The organism is Roseburia yibonii (assembly GCF_014297335.1).
GTDB classification, from domain to species: Bacteria; Bacillota; Clostridia; order Lachnospirales; family Lachnospiraceae; genus Roseburia_D; species Roseburia_D yibonii.
On the sequence record NZ_JACOQH010000003.1, the window covers coordinates 176,997 to 193,698 of the forward strand.

Here is a 16,702-nt window from a genome sequence, read left to right on the forward strand (position 1 = left end):
TTTATTATTATCTATCTTTCATAATTTGTCAATTTTTTCAATTAAATTATCTAATCAAATGTAGATGAAACTGCCAATATATACTATTCTGCACTTTCTAAAATTTCTGATACTATCGAAAAAATCTCTCTAAAGTTTTCAAATTTTGCTTTTTCTTTAGAATATCTTCGTAATATCCTGATTCCGATTAACCACCCGGTAAATCTCCACATACTCTTTTCCAATCTTATACAGCACAACGTAATTCCCACAAATCACATATTTATAATCCGTCCGAAAGCTGACCCTCTTAGCAAGATCCGCTCCCATATATGGAAACTGCTGTATGTTCTCAATTCGAGCATATATCTCCTGAATGGTTTTTACTGCCATTTCTTCACTGTCTTCGGCAATATACGCTTTAATATTCTTCAAGTCCTCTACCACAATAGGGTTAATCCGTAATTTCATCATATGCTATACCCCGACAGATTTCTTCAGTTCGTCCAAACTCATCCAGGCACTTTCATCCTTAACTGCTTCTTCTGCTTCCTGCAACTTCATCAACAGCTTTTTCTCAGCCCTCTCGTGCTCATAATCCTCAATATCCATAACCACAAACTTGCCTCTACCATTTTTTGTTAAAAACACAGGCTCTCCAATCTGACAATTTTTCAGTACTTCATTATAATTTCTTAAATCTGATACAGGTAATATATTCGGCATAAAATCGACTTCCTTTCCTTAATATAATTTCTTTATTTATATACATTATACGAAAGAAAGCTGTAAAATTCAACGTGAAATTTTACAGCTTCTAATTTTAAATTTTATACTCTTGTCCTCTATGCAGAAAGCACCCTGTAAACAAATGGTTTACAAGGTGCTTTCCCTTATTTACAAATCATATGAAATTCAAAATGTCTTGCACGTCAATCTCATTCTCCGCTTATAATCGAATTCGCTATGTATTCACAGATTAGCAAACACCCTGAGCCAGCATAGCATCAGCAACTTTTTCGAAGCCGGCAATGTTTGCACCTGCAACATAGTTTCCTTCCTGTCCATAACGTTTTGCAGCGTCATCGATATTGTGGTAGATATTTACCATGATGCCCTTTAATTTTGCATCTACTTCTTCGAAGGTCCAGCTTAAACGCTCAGAGTTCTGAGACATTTCCAGTGCGGATGTAGCAACACCACCTGCGTTTGCAGCTTTACCCGGAACAAATAATACCTTGTTGTCCTGAAGATATTTGGTAGCTTCTTCGGTTGTCGGCATGTTTGCACCTTCGCATACAGCCATGCATCCGTTTGCAACGAGCTGTTTTGCGTCTTCGATGTCAAGTTCGTTCTGTGTTGCACACGGAAGAGCAACATCGCATTTTACGCTCCATACGCCACGGCCTTCATGATACTGTGCGCTTGGTCTTGCAGCTGCGTATTCAGTAAGTCTTGCTCTCTTTACTTCTTTTACTTCTTTTAATAATGCAACGTCGATTCCTTCCGGATCATAGATCCAGCCTGTAGAATCAGAGCAGGTAACCGGCTTTCCGCCTAACTGCTGTGCTTTCTGGATCGCATAGATCGCAACATTACCGGCACCGGAAACAGCGATGGTCTTTCCAGCGATGTCTGTGCCATGGCATTTTAATAATTCTTCTGTCATGTATAAAAGTCCGTATCCGGTTGCTTCGGTACGAGCGAGGGATCCACCGTAGCTTAATCCCTTTCCGGTCAGAACGCCTTCATACATTCCACGGATTCTCTTGTACTGTCCGAACATGTAGCCGATCTCTCTTGCACCTGTTCCGATATCTCCGGCAGGAACGTCAACGTCTGCTCCGATATATTTGCATAATTCTGTCATAAAGCTCTGGCAGAATGCCATTACTTCACGGTCAGATTTTCCCTTCGGATCGAAGTCAGAACCACCTTTACCACCACCGATCGGAAGTCCGGTCAGGGAGTTTTTAAAGATCTGCTCAAATCCAAGGAATTTAATGATGCCAATATTTACAGATGGATGAAGTCTTAAACCTCCCTTGTACGGTCCAATGGAGTTGTTGAACTGTACACGGTATCCGGTGTTCACCTGAACCTGTCCCTTGTCATCTACCCACGGCACACGGAACTTGAACTGTCTGTCCGGCTCTGTCAGTCTCTCTAACAATGCTTCCTTGCGGTATTTCTCCTCATTTGCTTCAATTACCGGTCTTAAAGATTCCAGTACTTCATCAACAGCCTGAAGGAATTCCGGTTCAGACGCATTTTTTGTTTTTACTCTCTCGAGCACTTCATCAACGTAGCTCATATTTTCTAATCTCCTTTATGTAATTTTGATTTATATACATCAACATTTTTATTTTATTAGTTTTTTTTCGAAATAGCAACTGCTTTTCTACCAGTTTTTGTTTGTTTTTTCTGATTTTTTTTATTATTTCTTTCTTCTTTGTCAGCATTATTCCATATGATTATGTTGGTAAAAACTTCAGTTTATAATAATCATTCTCAGTCTTCGATGATCCGTCCCTTCACTGCATTTGGCGCGATCATTTTTTTATAGGCATACTGCCACAGTTCTTCGGATCCTTCCGCCGTCTTTTTGTTTCTTCCAAGGATCTGGGAAAGATGCACTCCATGTTCCAGCCATGCCTTTCCGTCTGTGGCATCGTTTAACATGACCGGCTGGATGTTGTCCATCGTATGGGCAAAGTTCGCTTCCGGCGTCTCATATGCCTCAAACTCTTCCCACAGCGCCATCAGTTTTTCGCCCTGTTCTTCTGGAAGCAAGCCGAAAATGCGCTTTGCCGCTTTTTCCTCCCTCTCACGCTGCGTCTTTTTTCCCTCTTCATCATAAGCATAGGTGTCACCCGCATCGATTTCGACCAGATCATGGATCAAAAGCATCATAACGGTCTTTAAAACATCTATTTTTTCATTGGCATACTCCGCGAGCAACACGGTCATGATCGCCATATGCCATGCATGTTCCGCATCGTTTTCCTTCCGCTCGCCATCGGTGAGATAGGTCTGTCTTCCGATAAATTTTTCTTTGTCGATCTCCCGGAAAAAATCAAACTGTTTCTCTAATCTCTCATTGTCCATCTTTTTCCTTCTCCCAGTTATCACTTATCCTATTTTCTGCCGGACGCAAGCTTCATATACTGCTTTCCAGTCATACTCCGGCGCAAATGCCTCTGCTGCTTCACAGATAGATTGTACTTTTGAAAAGTCTTCTTCCAGTTCCTCCGCGATCACCTCCGGTTTTTTCCCTTTTTTCAGTTTTGTGCAGATCAGCTGAATACGCACCTGTTCCTCTCCAACAAGCTTGCCCTGCTCGATCCCGGCTGCTACGCCTTCCTCATAGCTCTGCTGTCCCAGCTGGCGCAGGGTCTCTTCCTCATCATATTCAAAGATACACATCGCTATGGCCTCCTCCCTGTATTTTAACAGGAAATCCCGCAGGATTCCTTCCCTGATGCAGGTATCCACCGTATGTTTTACCGCTTCTTCCCGTCCCATGCTTTTATATATTTATCTTAGCACACGCCGATTATTGGGACAAATTAAATTATTATAAATAATTCCTCAAAGACCGACAAAATGAGCGGTCTGCATCAACTCAGGCCGCTCATCTTGCTTCATTATTGTATTGTATATTGTAAAATTATTGCCACAACTCACACGACACGTTTCCTTTAGGAAAACATATCGTTCATCAACTCTCCGATCTTATAATTGATCTGGAAAGAATCCTTTAATTTACCGAGTACGTCGATGAGGAAACGGATCTCCTCCTCGGAAAGTCCCTGTGTCACCCGCTCGATCAATATCTTATGAAAATTTTCATGGTGATGATAAGCGCGCACCCCTTTGTCTGTGAGGGAAATCTGCACGACACGTTTATCCTCTTCGCTTCGTTTTCGGTTTACATAACTCTTCTTTTCTAAACCGTTCATGGACTTTGTAAGCGTCCCGGTCGTAATGGACAACTGTCTGGCGATCTCCGTCATCTTTTTGGGCTCCCCGATCCCGATGGCTTCGATCACATGCATATCATTTGTCGTGATATCCTTGAATTCTCCGGTTATTAAGGATTTTGACTCAATCTCCATAATATCCTTCATGATCCATACCAGCAATCTGCTCAGTGTTTCTTCTCTATTGCCCATTTATCTTTCTCCTCTACCAGGTAAGTACCGCAGCGCCCCAGGTAAGTCCTCCGCCAAAGCCCGCAAGGACTATGGTATCTCCCCTCTTTATCCTTCCGCTCTTGTTCAGATCATCCAGAAGGATCGGCACACTTGCTGCTGATATATTACCACATTTTTGGAGATTTGCGGGAAATTTTTCAATCGGCTGGTGCAGTCTTTTTGCCACCGACTCAATAATACGGATATTTGCCTGATGCAGGACGAAATGATCTACCTGATCCGGCTCGATTCCCGCCTCCCGGATTGCCCGGGAAATGACATCCGGTACGGTGCGTACCGCAAATTTATATACTGCCTGCCCGTCCATATGTACATACGCCGGTACAGGTTTTGTCTGTTCCACATAAGGATTCACGATCGGTCTGCCATCGCAGAGGAGTGCCTCGCCGCGCGCACCGTCAGAACCCTGCACAAGGCTTTTGATCCCCGCATCGCCAGGTTCTTCTTTTATCACCGCCGCTCCGGCTCCATCTCCGAACAGAACGCAGGTTGACCGGTCTTCCCAGTCCATGATCTTTGAAAGCGTCTCCGCCCCGATCACGAGCGCGTTTTTGTACTGCCCGCTCTTTAAATACGCATATGCCGTATTTAACGCAAACAGAAATCCGGAACACGCGGCGCAGATATCGAATGCCACCGCGTTTACCGCTCCAAGCTCCCGCTGTACCTCGCAGGCAAGCGACGGGATCACATGATCCGGCGTGATCGTTGCCGCCAGGATCAGATCGATCTCTTCCGGTGCAAGCTTCGCCTCGGAAAGCGCGCTTTTTGCCGCCTCGGTCGAAAGAAACGTTGTCGTCTCCTCCGTAACCAGATGGCGGGTCTCTATCCCGGTTCTGCTCCTGATCCATTCATCGGATGTATCCATGATCCGGCTGAGATCATCATTGGAAACACAGTGCCTGGGAAGACAGCTTCCCGTTCCACATATTTTAATTGCCATATTGATTTGTCTCCTCTGTTGTTAAAAGGCGCGGAAACGTCTGTATCTTTCCTCTGCCAGTTCTTCTCCGGTCTTTCCGGATTCTCTTTCTAAAAATTCCCGGATGTTTACCTTCATATAGCGGGCAATGGAGTCCAATGCCTTGCTGTCTGCTCCTCCATATTCCGGAATAATTTTATCAACGATGTGAAGCTCATGCAAGTCATGCGCTGTGATCTTCATGACACCGGCAGCTTCTTTCGCGCGCTTGGAATCTTTCCAGAGGATCGACGCAAAACCTTCCGGCGAAAGCACGGAATAAGTCGCATTTTCCATCATCCAGACTTCATTGCCGACAGACAATGCCAGCGCGCCACCGCTTCCGCCTTCTCCGATCATCATACAGAGGATCGGTACCTTTAACGCAGACATCTCATACAGATTTCTGGCGATCGCTTCCGCCTGACCACGCTCCTCCGCTTCCATTCCACAGAACGCGCCGGAAGTATTGACAAACGTGATGACCGGACGGTTGAATTTTTCTGCCTGTTTCATCAGACGCAGCGCTTTCCGGTAGCCCTCCGGAGACGGCATACCATAATTGTGCTTTAAGCAGTCCTTTAAGTCCTTTCCTTTCTGGACACCGATCACGGTAACCGGCTGTCCGTCAAGATAGGCAACACCGCCGAGAATTGCCGGATCATCCCCGAAATAGCGGTCTCCGTGCATTTCCATAAATCCGTCAAAGATTGCCTCGATGTATTCCCCGGAAGAAATACGGCTCACTTTACGCGCCATCTCTACTTTTTCCCAGGCGTCCTTAAGCGGTGTCTTCGCCGCACGCTCACGCATCAGTTCGCTCGGAGCCGCGGAAAGCTGTTCGTTCTTTTCGAGATTGACAAAGCCCTCTCTTTTATGATGCAGCTTTAAAATATCGTATAAGGTTTTCTTCAAGTCTTTTCTTTCTACGATGCGGTCCACAAAACCATGCTCCACCTGGAACTCCGAACGCTGGAATCCGGCCGGAAGTTTCTGTCCGATGGTCTGCTCGATCACACGCGGTCCGGCAAAACCGATCAGTGCTTTCGGCTCTGCTAAAATGATATCCCCAAGCATCGCAAAGCTGGCAGTCATACCGCCGGTGGTCGGATCCGTTAAGACCGGCATATACAAAAGGCCGGCTTTTGAATGTTTCTTTAACGCTGCGGATGTCTTCGCCATCTGCATCAAAGATACGATACCTTCCTGCATTCTGGCACCACCGGAACAGCAGAATAAGATGACCGGAAGTTTTTCTTCCGTCGCGCGCTCTACTGCCGCCGCAATTTTTTCTCCAACTACATGACCCATGCTTCCCATTAAAAATCTGGCATCTACCACACCAAGCACCGTATCCTCCCCGTAGATCTGGGCTTTTCCGATGACAACGCCTTCTTTTAAGCCCGTTTTTTCCTGCACTGCGTGCAGTTTTTCCTCATATCCCGGGAATCCGAGCGGATTTCCACCTTCAATGTCGTCAAACCAGGAGGTAAAGCTTCCGGTATCCGCCACCATTTTGATACGGTTTTTGGCATTGACACGGAAATATCCGCCGCACTCCGGGCATACATAGAGCCGTCTGATCGCTTCCGCGCGGTCTACCTTTTTCCCGCACGCCTTACAGTCTACGGTTTCCGGCTTTGCTTCCTGTTTTAATTCTGCTTTGATTTCCTTTTTCTGTCTGATTTTTCCTAACAAACTCTCCATTTTATTCTCCACTAATTGCAAATACCAATTCTGCCGAAGCGGCAAGTTTTCCATCGACGTAAGCCGCTGCCTTTCCGACACCGATTGGTCCTTTTCGTTTTATGATCTCAGTTTCCAGTGTAAGCACATCTCCAGGAACCACTTTCTTTTTGAACTTTGCCTGGCTGATGCCCGCAAAATACGCGGTCTTTCCCCTGTTTTCCTCTTCACTTAAAATCGCGACCGCTCCGGTCTGTGCAAGTGCTTCGATAATGAGCACGCCCGGCATCACCGGTTCCCCCGGAAAATGCCCTGCGAAAAACGGCTCATTGTAGCTGACACATTTTTTTCCGACCGCACGCGTTCCGATCTCAAGTTCTTCGATCGTATCGATCAGAAGAAATGGCTGTCTGTGCGGAATGATTTCCATAATCTGCTTTGTCGTCAATACGGACATATGGATGCTTCCTTTCTCTATCTAAAACCTTCTCCCAAACTTCCTACTGATATTTCTTTAACAAAATACTGGAGTTATGACCGCCAAATCCGAGGGAATTGCTGAGTGCGTAAGTAAAATCTTCCTCGTATGGCTCTTTGCAGTAATCCAGATCGATCTCCTCATCCGGTGTCGTATAACCAACCGTTTTGTGGATGTAACCTTCCTCTAACTCTTTTACGCAGGTAACAAATTCCAGCGCACCTGCTGCCCCAAGCAGATGTCCAACCATGGATTTTGTGGAATTGATATGGATGTCCTTTGCGTGTTCCCCAAACGCCTTTTTGATCGCGCGTGTCTCGAACAGATCGTTGTGATGTGTTCCGGTTCCGTGCGCATTTATATAAGTAATTTCTTCTTTCGCGATCCCTGCGTCAGCAACCGCGTTTTCCATTGCCTTTGCAGCGCCGGATCCGTCTTCTTCCGGGGAAGTGATGTGATATGCGTCACTGCTGCATCCGTAACCTACCACTTCCGCGTAGATCTTTGCTCCTCTTTTCTTTGCATGCTCGAGTTCCTCTAAAACAACTACTGCCGCACCTTCACCCATGACAAAACCGCTGCGGTTCTTATCAAACGGAAGTGAGCATTTTGTCTTATCGGTCTCTGTGGATAATGCGGTCAGCGCTGTAAATCCCGCAATTCCGATCGGTGTTACAGATCCTTCCGTACCACCGCTCATCATCACATCCGCATCCCCGTACTGGATCGTACGGAATGCTTCTCCGATGGAGTTTGTTCCGGTCGCGCACGCCGTTACCACATTTAAGCTCTTTCCTTTGAGTCCGAACTGAATGGAAACATTTCCTGCTGCCATGTTGGAGATCATCATCGGAACTAAAAGCGGATTTACTCTGGATGGTCCTTTTTCAAGCAGTTTTTTGTATTCCCGCTCGATCGCCTGCAAACTTCCGACACCGGAGCCGATCGCGCAGCCCACGCGGTACGGATCTTCCTTTTCCATATCAAGCCCTGCGTCTTCGATCGCTTCCTTTGTCGCAGCCACTGCATACTGGGAAAACGGCTCCATACGCTTTGCGGAACGGAAATCCATAAACTCCTTCGGATCAAATCCTTTTACTTCTGCCGCAAGCTTGCATTTGTAATCTGTCGTGTCAAAATGTGTGATCTCGTCAAAACCGATCTTTCCTTCTTTGACGCCAGCCCAAAACTCCTCTATGTTCAAACCGATCGGGGTGATCGCACCCATGCCGGTCACTACTACTCTTCTGCTCATAAAAACTTCCTTTCCTTCCTGCTATTCTGCTCCATTACATCGACATTCCGCCGTCTACCGCAAGCACCTGTCCCGTGATATACGCCGCATCATCGGATGCTAAAAATGCCACTGCCTTCGCGATATCTTCCGGCGCCCCGATATGTCCGAGCGGCACGCGCTCCTTTAAGGACTCCTTCACGCCGTCGCTTAAAACTTCGGTCATATCTGTGGCGATCACACCCGGTGCGATCGCGTTTGCCGTGATGCCACGGGATGCCAGTTCTCGCGCAACGCTCTTGGTCAGTCCTATCACGCCCGCTTTTGACGCGCTGTAATTCGCCTGCCCCGCATTGCCAAGGATCCCGGAAACGGAAGAAATATTGATGATCCTGCCGCTTCTCTGCTTTAAGAACTGACGGGAAAGATGTTTGATCGTATGAAACGTTCCCTTTAAGTTCGTGTCAATGACATCTGAAAATTCCTGTTCCGACATCTTCATGAGCAGATTGTCTCTTGTGATGCCCGCATTGTTGACAAGGATGTCGATATGTCCGTACTCTTTGATGAGCGCCTTTATCATTTCCCCACACGCCGCATCATCGGAGACATTGCATCCATAGGAAACCGCTTCGCCGCCGTTTTTTCTGATCTCTGCGACTGTCTCCTCCGCTTTCTCCTTCGAGCCGTTATAATTCACGATAACAAATGCCCCCCGCTTTGCCAACTCTAAGGCGATCGCTCTTCCGATCCCCCGGGATGCTCCGGTGACCAGCGCATTTTTACTGCTCAACATAGGCTTTAAAGTCCTCCATTTTATCGATGTTACAGGTCTTCACGTTACGGTCGATCTTTTTCATGAAACCGGAGAGTGTATGTCCCGGCCCGATCTCTACAAATTCATCACAGCCGTCCGCGATCAGGCGCTCGATCGTCTGCTGCCAGCGTACGGAGGAGGATACCTGTTTTTCCAGCAGAGGTTTTACCTCATTTTTATCCTTCACATAATCTGCTGTCACATTTGCAAGGTACGGAACCACAATGTCATTTACCGTGACATCCTTTAACTCTGCTCCAAGCTTTTCCCCTGCTCCGGAAAGAAGCGCGGAATGGAACGGTCCGCTTACTTTAAGCGGCACGACACGCTTTGCGCCGGCTTCTTTTAACTGCTCGCCAGCCGCGTCCACTGCTTCTTTCTCTCCGGTGATCACGATCTGTCCCGGGCAGTTATAGTTTGCGATGGAAACGATCCCTTCGGTCTCCTCACAAATCTTTTCGATCGTCTCTGCGTCCAGCGCAAGTACCGCGGACATTGCCCCGCCGGTCGGATATGCCTCCTGCATGTAGATTCCACGTTTTCTTACCACACGAAACGCATCTTCCATGGAAAACGCTCCGGACGCGATCAGCGCTCCGTACTCACCAAGGCTTAATCCCGCTGTCACATCACAGGTCTTACCTGCCTCTTTCAACGCGGTATACAATGCCGCTTCCGTAGCAAGCATGGCGATCTGTGTATACTCTGTAATATTTAATCTGTCATTTTCCTCGAAACACAATGCCGCCACATCCAGCCCGGATGCTTTGGATGCCAGTTCATAAACTTCTTTGCACGCCGGGATCGTATCGTAAAACTCTTTTCCCATGCCCACATACTGCGCACCCTGTCCCGGAAACATAAATACTGTTTTTCCCATTTTATCTACTCCTTGCCATTATGCCTTGGCGCCAAGTAACGCTTCGGCCTCCTTCATCATACCTTCGATAATCTCCTTACAGGTCTTTTCCTCATGGATCAGACCCGCGATCTGACCTGCCATGACACTTCCGTTCACGACATCTCCTTCCATCACTGCCTTGCGCAGGGAACCGAGGGTCAGAAGCTCAAGTTCCTCAAAAGAAGCTCCCTCTTCTTCTTTTTTCAGATATTCTCTGGTCATCTTGTTGCGCAGTACACGGATCGGATGTCCGGTGGAAGCTCCGGTGACTTCCGAATCAATATCTCTCGCCTTGATCACGCGCTGCTTGTAGTTTTCATGTACAATAGATTCTTTCGCGACAACAAACGCGGTTCCCATCTGGACTGCTTCCGCGCCGAGCATGCGGGCTGCCGCAAATCCTCTGCCATCCGCGATACCACCTGCCGCAACGACCGGAATATTTACTGCGTCAACAACCTGCGGCACTAATGTCATTGTGGTCTGTGCCCCGATATGTCCGCCGGATTCCATGCCTTCCGCGACGATCGCATCCGCGCCGGCGCGCTCCATCATCTTTGCCATGGCAACGCTCGCAACGACCGGAATGACTTTCACACCGTTGTCTTTCCACAGCTTCATGAATTTTGCCGGGTTTCCGGCGCCGGTCGTAACGACCTTCACGCCTTCCTCCACAACGATCTTTGCCACTTCCTCCGCATTCGGGTTTAACAGCATGACATTGACGCCAAACGGCTTATCCGTCAGTTCCTTCGCCTTGCGGATCTCTTCTCTTACGACTTCCGGCGGAGCACTTGCCGCGCCGATCAGTCCAAGTCCGCCGGCATCCGCAACGGCTGCCGCGAGTTTATGTTCTGCCACCCACGCCATACCTCCCTGAATGACCGGATATTCGATTCCAAGAAGTTCTGTCACTCTTGTTTTCATTTTTTATTCCTCAACACCGTGCTCTTTTAAGTAATTTACAACATCACCAACGGTTGCGATCTTCTCTAAATCTTCAGACGGGATCTCAACACCGAATTCTTCTTCCAGAGACATTACCAGTTCAAATAAGTCCAGGGAATCTGCTCCAAGATCATCCTTGAAGTTGGATTTTTCTGTGATTTCAACGTCCTCTAAGTTTAACTGCTCTCTGATCACTGCTGCTAATTTTTCTAACATAATATGTATTCTCCTTTTTTGTTATCTTTCTCTTTCTTTTTTTGCATTTGTTTGCTTTTCAAGTATTTTGATTGTCAAACTATTTGCTTATCAAACTATATGTCATTTATGCCGATCTGTCAACTTAATTTTTGAAATATTTTCCAACACACCTTTAAAACCTTACGAAAAAAGCGGGCGAAAAACCGCTCTTTACTTGACGTTCCACCAAAAAGATGCTATTGTAGTTACTGCTAAAAATCGTATAATCTGCTGGGGGTGCTTATGCTGAGAGATATCAAGATATCGACCCTTAATACTTGAACCGGATAATACCGGCGTAAGGAAGCAAACAGATCTCCTCCCTGGCAAATTACATGAATACATACCAAGGAGGCTTTTTTATGAATAACTTTTTTGCTGCCCCGACCGATGTCTGGGGCGACGACGCGGTAAAACTGACGACCGTTGGTCTGATTCTGGTCATCGCGGTTATCGCTGTTTTACTGATCGCATCTTTATTAATGCGTAAAACCGAAAAACGGACGGCACGGATCACGACCAAGCAGCTTGTATGCTCTGCCGCCGCTATGGCGCTTGCGATCGTCACCTCGATGATCAAACTGTTTGATCTGCCGATGGGCGGTTCTGTTACACTGCTTTCCATGCTTTTTATCGTACTGATCGGCTATTGGTACGGCCCGAAGGTCGGCATTACCGCCGCAGTTGCCTATGGTCTGCTCCAGTTCGTCTTAGAACCGATCTTTTACACGATCCCGCAGATGCTTGTGGATTATCCGCTAGCCTTTGGCGCGCTCGGTATCTCCGGTTTCTTCTATAAAAAGAAACACGGTCTGATCCTCGGCTATATCGCAGGTGTACTCGGCAGATATTTCTTTGCTTTCCTGTCCGGTCTTATTTTCTTCGGCGCTTACGCCGCAGACTATAACATGAGCGCTCCGGTCTACTCACTGGTTTACAACGGCGCTTATCTTTTGACCGAAGGCGGTATCACACTGATCATCATTGCGATCCCACCGGTTCAGAACGCGCTTGCCCGTGTAAAACGGATGGTACTGGAATAATAAATGAATAAATGCTTCGCTTTTAAACATAAAAATACCCTCGTTACTGTTTTGTCAGTAACAAGGGTATTTCTTCTTTTTACTTCTCTCCTACAATGCTTCTTCTCCCATCTCACCGGTACGGATTTTCACTGCATTTTCAATATCTTTCACAAAGATCTTTCCGTCGCCGAAGCTTCCGGTATTTAACTCCAAAAGCACCTTCTTTATGATCCCATCTACCATGTCATCCGTCACAACCGTTCGGACACTCAATTTCGGAAGCAGATTTACTCCGATATTGTCATCTCTGGTATAAACCTGTTTTACACCTTTTTGTCTGCCGTAGCCAAAAATTGTGGAGATCATAACGCCTCCGGCGCCTTCACTGTCCAGAATCCGTTTTAAATTTTCCAGCTTTTCCGGCTTTATGATAATCTCTAACTCTTTCATCATACATCCACTCCCCTCTCTAAAATTCTTTTTCACCATCCGGTGTCTTCATCCATACCTTTTCTTTCGGCCATTTGATGAAGATCATGTATAACCACAGCAGTGCGCCTACACCGATATAACCGATAAATCCGATCCATGTCGTACGTTTGATACCGATCGTACAGAAGAACGCGATGACCGCCATAATGATCAGGGACGCGATTTTTAACGCTTTCGCGCATTTATATGGTCTTTCCCACTCCGGATGCTTCTTATCTGCCACCAGAGAAGAAATGGATGTGATCACATAACACAGCGCGCATGCAAATGCCATCAGATCAAAAAATGCGGTAATGGACTGCATTGCGATAAAACCGATGCTGACAAGAAGTATCAGGATATTTGGCAATATCGGCTGATTGTACTTATTCGTATAAGAAAACTGTTTTGGAAGGAAATTCTGACGTCCCATCGCAAAGATCATACGGACACCTGAATACCAGAAGCCCAGCACAGAGGTTCCGATCGGAAATACAACACCGACAATACCCATAACCAAAACGAACCATGCGATTTTATCACCGAAACATGTCTTTAACGCATTAAATGTGATGAACGGGGAACAGTCTCCGTTGTTGGTCATTTCGCCCCATGGCATAACACCTGCCATACAGAAATAAAAGATCGTATAAATAGCGCCACAGGTAAGTACCGAACCAAGAATTGCCTTTTTCTGGTCTTTGATCGGGAAATCTCCTTCCTCGACCATCGCCGGCACTGTCTCAAAACCAAAATACGGTGTGATCATAAAGGAACAGCCGACGATCCAGGCTACTCCGGTAGAAGCAAAGCTTCCGCCGTACTGTTTCATATTACTGCTGGTAAAAAAGTCTGTGAAATTGGAAATGCTCCAGTGTCCGCTGCATAAAAACATGACGGAGCAGATCAAAATACCCGCGATTCCGGCAAACAGCATAAAGGACTGTACTTTTCCTGCTACCACATTTTTATACATACTGAGCACGCACCATGCGCATAAGACCAAAGCTCCTACAATGACTGCTTTTGTTCCTACCAGATTCAGATGAAACTGATAATTCAGCCAGTCTATGATTCCGAGCACTCCGGCTGCCGGCACCGCAATCCAGGCACACATGATAAGCCACGCCGACCAGAAACCGGCATGCTTGTTTAAGCCTACCGTATTAAAGACCAGACAGGAACCCGTACTTGGCAGCATTGTTGAATACTCTGCATAGACAAATGCCGTAGGCAGAACTGCAAGCGTCATAAGCGCAAACGCAAGGAAGGTCGCCGGTCCTGTGTAAGACATAAAAATTCCATCCCAGTAACACATAAAGGTGAAAATTGCGCCTGTCGCCATTGCGTAAACATAAACGAGTTTCATCGATTTGGACAATACGCCCGCTTTCTTTTCTGTCATAACAACATCACTCATAAACATTCCTCCTTTTATGTTTTATCCCCCTGCTACCCAAACAACCGCAAATAACGTTCTGCCAGCTCGATCGTCCCGTCCATCCAGCCAACACTGAGTTCTGCCACCGGACCGGATTCCTTATGACTTGCCAGCCATGCGGTCAGCTGAAGCCGCCGCAGCATGATAAAGGTATCTATTTCTTCAAAATCGGTATCTGTAAACGGCAGTACTTTACGATAACCATCCAGCCATGCATTTACTAATTTTGGCACGATCGGCTTTTCTTCCATAAAACTGAGCGCAGACGCCAGATCATGCAGATGCCAGCCAAACCCACAGTCATCAAAATCAATGACCTTTATCTGATCTCCTTCTAACAGCAGATTGGCAAGCCGCAGATCCGCATGGATCAGTCCGTAATTATTTTCTGTCTTGCCATATCGCTGCAAACGTTTTTTTATGATGACCGCAACTTCTTCCAGCATTCTCTGCGCTTTCGGTGTCATATCCGGAAAATCCTGCCATCTTCCCCATGCCGCATGATCACCGATGATCGTGTCATAGTTCCATTCCATCCGATCCAGCTTCGCCGTTCCGTTCCAGATCTCTGTCTGGCGGTGAAGATATGCCGTCGTCTCTCCTAGGTAAGAAAACTGCTTTACCATCTGCGCTTCATTGTTCTCATCCGGCGGATCTCCCGGAAGATACTCACAGATCACGCAGTAGTAATTTCTTCCGTCATTTCCTTTTACCACCTGAATGTCTTCCCCGTTTAATCCTTTGATCGGATTTGCGACAATAAGCGGTGTATATTCATTGATCTGGTTTAACCACTTCATCTCGGAATTCAGTTCCTCCAATGTGTGATAACCCGGACGGCTGATGCGGAGCACGCCGTCCTTTTCTCCGGTTTCTTTATTTTTCACCATATAGGTCGCATTTTCAGAAAGAACGATCAACTTTGATTCATCGGTATCTTCCCATCCGTAATTTTTCAATGCGTCTGTTGCGATCTGATCAAATAATTCTGTATTTTCAAATGCCATCGCGTATCCTCCTATGCCTGTGCCAGAATATCTTCCCTTGCTTCCCTGATTCCCTTTTCCATTTTCTCAAGCAGTTCATCGCAATACTCCTTACTTGCAAGAATTCCAGGCTTAAACTGCAGTACATGCGGATCAAGCTGCGAATAGATCGCCCATACTCCGTTCTGATACAAGTGCTGCATAACCGGTATTGCGCCTTCTTTTCCCGCAAATTCCAGTCCCATGATCGTACCGCACTGGCGGATACCGGTAAAAATGTCCGGGTTTTCCTCACGGATCTTATCCAGTCCTTTTCTCAGATAATCCGAAATGAAATCAATATTTTTCTTGGTTTCCGGACGATTCAGTATCTCAAATACCTTGAGCGCGCATGCACAGCCTAACTCTGCCCCGCCGAACGTCGCCATGTGGGCGCTGCCATCCTGTGTCATCCAGTAAGATGCCTTCTCATTCAGGATTGCTGCGGAGATCGGATAAATGCCGCCGGAAAATCCTTTGGAGGTCACGATAATATCCGGTGTCACTCCATATTTGGTAATCGCCCACATCTCACCGCTTCTCATAAGTCCGGTCTGTACTTCATCCGCAATGTAGAGTGTTCCGTATTTTTCGCACAATGCCTTGACCGCCGGGAGATATCCCTCCTCCGGCATCAGGAAACCGTAGGTTGCCGGGATCGTCTCCAAAATGGCAGCCGCAACATCCCCGCCTTTTAATGCTTCTTCCATCGCCGCGACATCATTAAACGGCACCTTGATATACTCATCCGGTCCTTTGTCCGCCAGAAAGATCTTGGAGTAACGGTCATTTCCTGCCGCTACCGCAAGTCCGGTATGCCCATGATACGCATTCTGGATGCACACGATCTTTTTCCGTTTGGTCGCCGCCCTTGCGCATTTCAAAGCGAAATCCACGATCTCTCCGCCACTTGAGCCATAGATCACATGTTTCATACCTTCCGGTGACGCTTTGATCACCGTTTCCGCAAGCATCGCTTTCAGCGGTGACGGGAAGTGATGATTTCCGATATCCACATAATCTGTCGCTTCCTTCAGTGCCTCGATAACCTCAGGATTTCTATGTCCGAGACTGTAGGTTCCTCCATTGATATGGACATCCATCAGCTTTTTGCCATCCATATCCCAGAAATAATAGCCTTCTCTTTTTCCGATCAGAAGATCGATCTTTAAATCCAGCCACTCTTTTGTCTTTCCGCTGTTCCAGTAAGTCATCGACTTGTCAAATACTTCTTCTTTTGATAATTTAAATGCTTCTTCACAAACTGATTTTCCCATGATCT

At 46.7% G+C, this 16,702-nt stretch carries 19 protein-coding genes and 1 riboswitch; of the genes, 1 reads left to right on the top strand and 18 read right to left on the bottom strand.

Features of this window, described 5'->3' with window-relative positions; genetic code table 11:
- Positions 1-156 precede the first annotated feature (156 nt).
- The 14 genes from H8Z76_RS05730 to acpP all read right to left on the bottom strand — a co-directional run bounded on the left by H8Z76_RS05730 (position 157) and on the right by acpP (position 11,437).
- Positions 157-453 (bottom strand): type II toxin-antitoxin system RelE/ParE family toxin, encoded by a 297-nt coding sequence (locus tag H8Z76_RS05730; protein WP_186981919.1) that lies wholly within the window; start codon positions 451-453, stop codon positions 157-159.
- A 3-nt stretch (positions 454-456) separates the two neighbouring features.
- On the bottom strand, positions 457-705 hold the full coding sequence (locus tag H8Z76_RS05735) for a type II toxin-antitoxin system prevent-host-death family antitoxin (protein ID WP_186981920.1): 249 nt from the start codon (positions 703-705) through the stop codon (positions 457-459).
- A 253-nt stretch (positions 706-958) separates the two neighbouring features.
- Entirely contained in the window at positions 959-2,293 is a 1,335-nt protein-coding gene (gene gdhA / locus H8Z76_RS05740; protein ID WP_022516151.1) for an NADP-specific glutamate dehydrogenase, read from the bottom strand.
- 197 nt (positions 2,294-2,490) lie between these two features.
- Positions 2,491-3,087, bottom strand: a complete 597-nt coding sequence (locus H8Z76_RS05745) for an HD domain-containing protein (RefSeq protein WP_186981921.1) — start codon at positions 3,085-3,087, stop codon at positions 2,491-2,493.
- Between the two features lie 24 nt (positions 3,088-3,111).
- Positions 3,112-3,504 carry a hypothetical protein gene (locus H8Z76_RS05750; protein ID WP_186981922.1) on the bottom strand — a complete coding sequence of 131 codons (393 nt, stop codon included), beginning with the start codon at positions 3,502-3,504 and terminating at the stop codon, positions 3,112-3,114.
- Positions 3,505-3,680: 176 nt separating this feature from the next.
- The gene (locus H8Z76_RS05755) at positions 3,681-4,154 is read right to left on the bottom strand and encodes a MarR family winged helix-turn-helix transcriptional regulator (RefSeq protein WP_022516148.1); all 474 of its coding nucleotides are present in this window, start codon (positions 4,152-4,154) and stop codon (positions 3,681-3,683) included.
- Between the two features lie 13 nt (positions 4,155-4,167).
- On the bottom strand, positions 4,168-5,139 hold the full coding sequence (locus tag H8Z76_RS05760; protein WP_147618408.1) for a beta-ketoacyl-ACP synthase III: 972 nt from the start codon (positions 5,137-5,139) through the stop codon (positions 4,168-4,170).
- A 21-nt stretch (positions 5,140-5,160) separates the two neighbouring features.
- The gene (locus tag H8Z76_RS05765) at positions 5,161-6,864 is read right to left on the bottom strand and encodes an acetyl-CoA carboxylase carboxyltransferase subunit alpha (RefSeq protein WP_147618409.1); all 1,704 of its coding nucleotides are present in this window, start codon (positions 6,862-6,864) and stop codon (positions 5,161-5,163) included.
- A gap of 1 nt (position 6,865) precedes the next feature.
- Entirely contained in the window at positions 6,866-7,300 is a 435-nt protein-coding gene (fabZ, locus tag H8Z76_RS05770; RefSeq protein ID WP_186981923.1) for a 3-hydroxyacyl-ACP dehydratase FabZ, read from the bottom strand.
- 43 nt (positions 7,301-7,343) lie between these two features.
- Positions 7,344-8,576 carry a beta-ketoacyl-ACP synthase II gene (gene fabF, locus H8Z76_RS05775; RefSeq protein WP_186981924.1) on the bottom strand — a complete coding sequence of 411 codons (1,233 nt, stop codon included), beginning with the start codon at positions 8,574-8,576 and terminating at the stop codon, positions 7,344-7,346.
- Between the two features lie 34 nt (positions 8,577-8,610).
- Positions 8,611-9,351, bottom strand: coding sequence for a 3-oxoacyl-[acyl-carrier-protein] reductase (fabG, locus tag H8Z76_RS05780; protein ID WP_147618410.1), 741 nt, complete (start codon positions 9,349-9,351; stop codon positions 8,611-8,613).
- Entirely contained in the window at positions 9,338-10,252 is a 915-nt protein-coding gene (fabD, locus tag H8Z76_RS05785; RefSeq protein WP_186981925.1) for an ACP S-malonyltransferase, read from the bottom strand. Before fabD ends, fabG begins: the two co-directional genes overlap by 14 nt.
- 18 nt (positions 10,253-10,270) lie before the next feature.
- Positions 10,271-11,200 (bottom strand): enoyl-[acyl-carrier-protein] reductase FabK, encoded by a 930-nt coding sequence (fabK, locus tag H8Z76_RS05790; RefSeq protein WP_022516141.1) that lies wholly within the window; start codon positions 11,198-11,200, stop codon positions 10,271-10,273.
- A 3-nt stretch (positions 11,201-11,203) separates the two neighbouring features.
- On the bottom strand, positions 11,204-11,437 hold the full coding sequence (gene acpP, locus H8Z76_RS05795) for an acyl carrier protein (protein WP_022516140.1): 234 nt from the start codon (positions 11,435-11,437) through the stop codon (positions 11,204-11,206).
- A gap of 244 nt (positions 11,438-11,681) precedes the next feature.
- A riboswitch (TPP riboswitch) is annotated at positions 11,682-11,780 on the top strand.
- A gap of 40 nt (positions 11,781-11,820) precedes the next feature.
- On the opposite strand from acpP, the gene H8Z76_RS05800 reads away from it, so the two are divergent.
- The gene (locus H8Z76_RS05800) at positions 11,821-12,501 is read left to right on the top strand and encodes an energy-coupled thiamine transporter ThiT (protein WP_022516139.1); all 681 of its coding nucleotides are present in this window, start codon (positions 11,821-11,823) and stop codon (positions 12,499-12,501) included.
- Positions 12,502-12,591: 90 nt separating this feature from the next.
- Here the strand turns inward: H8Z76_RS05800 and H8Z76_RS05805 are convergent, their stop codons facing one another.
- From H8Z76_RS05805 to H8Z76_RS05820, 4 genes are read right to left on the bottom strand one after another with little or no spacing between them, the layout of a single operon-like run.
- The gene (locus H8Z76_RS05805; RefSeq protein WP_186982010.1) at positions 12,592-12,933 is read right to left on the bottom strand and encodes a P-II family nitrogen regulator; all 342 of its coding nucleotides are present in this window, start codon (positions 12,931-12,933) and stop codon (positions 12,592-12,594) included.
- Positions 12,934-12,952: 19 nt separating this feature from the next.
- Positions 12,953-14,374, bottom strand: coding sequence for an APC family permease (locus H8Z76_RS05810; RefSeq protein WP_022516137.1), 1,422 nt, complete (start codon positions 14,372-14,374; stop codon positions 12,953-12,955).
- A 32-nt stretch (positions 14,375-14,406) separates the two neighbouring features.
- Positions 14,407-15,402 carry a phosphotransferase enzyme family protein gene (locus tag H8Z76_RS05815; protein ID WP_147618413.1) on the bottom strand — a complete coding sequence of 332 codons (996 nt, stop codon included), beginning with the start codon at positions 15,400-15,402 and terminating at the stop codon, positions 14,407-14,409.
- Between the two features lie 11 nt (positions 15,403-15,413).
- Complete coding sequence (locus H8Z76_RS05820) at positions 15,414-16,697, bottom strand: class-III pyridoxal-phosphate-dependent aminotransferase (protein WP_022516135.1); 1,284 nt, start codon at positions 16,695-16,697, stop codon at positions 15,414-15,416.
- Positions 16,698-16,702: the final 5 nt, after the last annotated feature.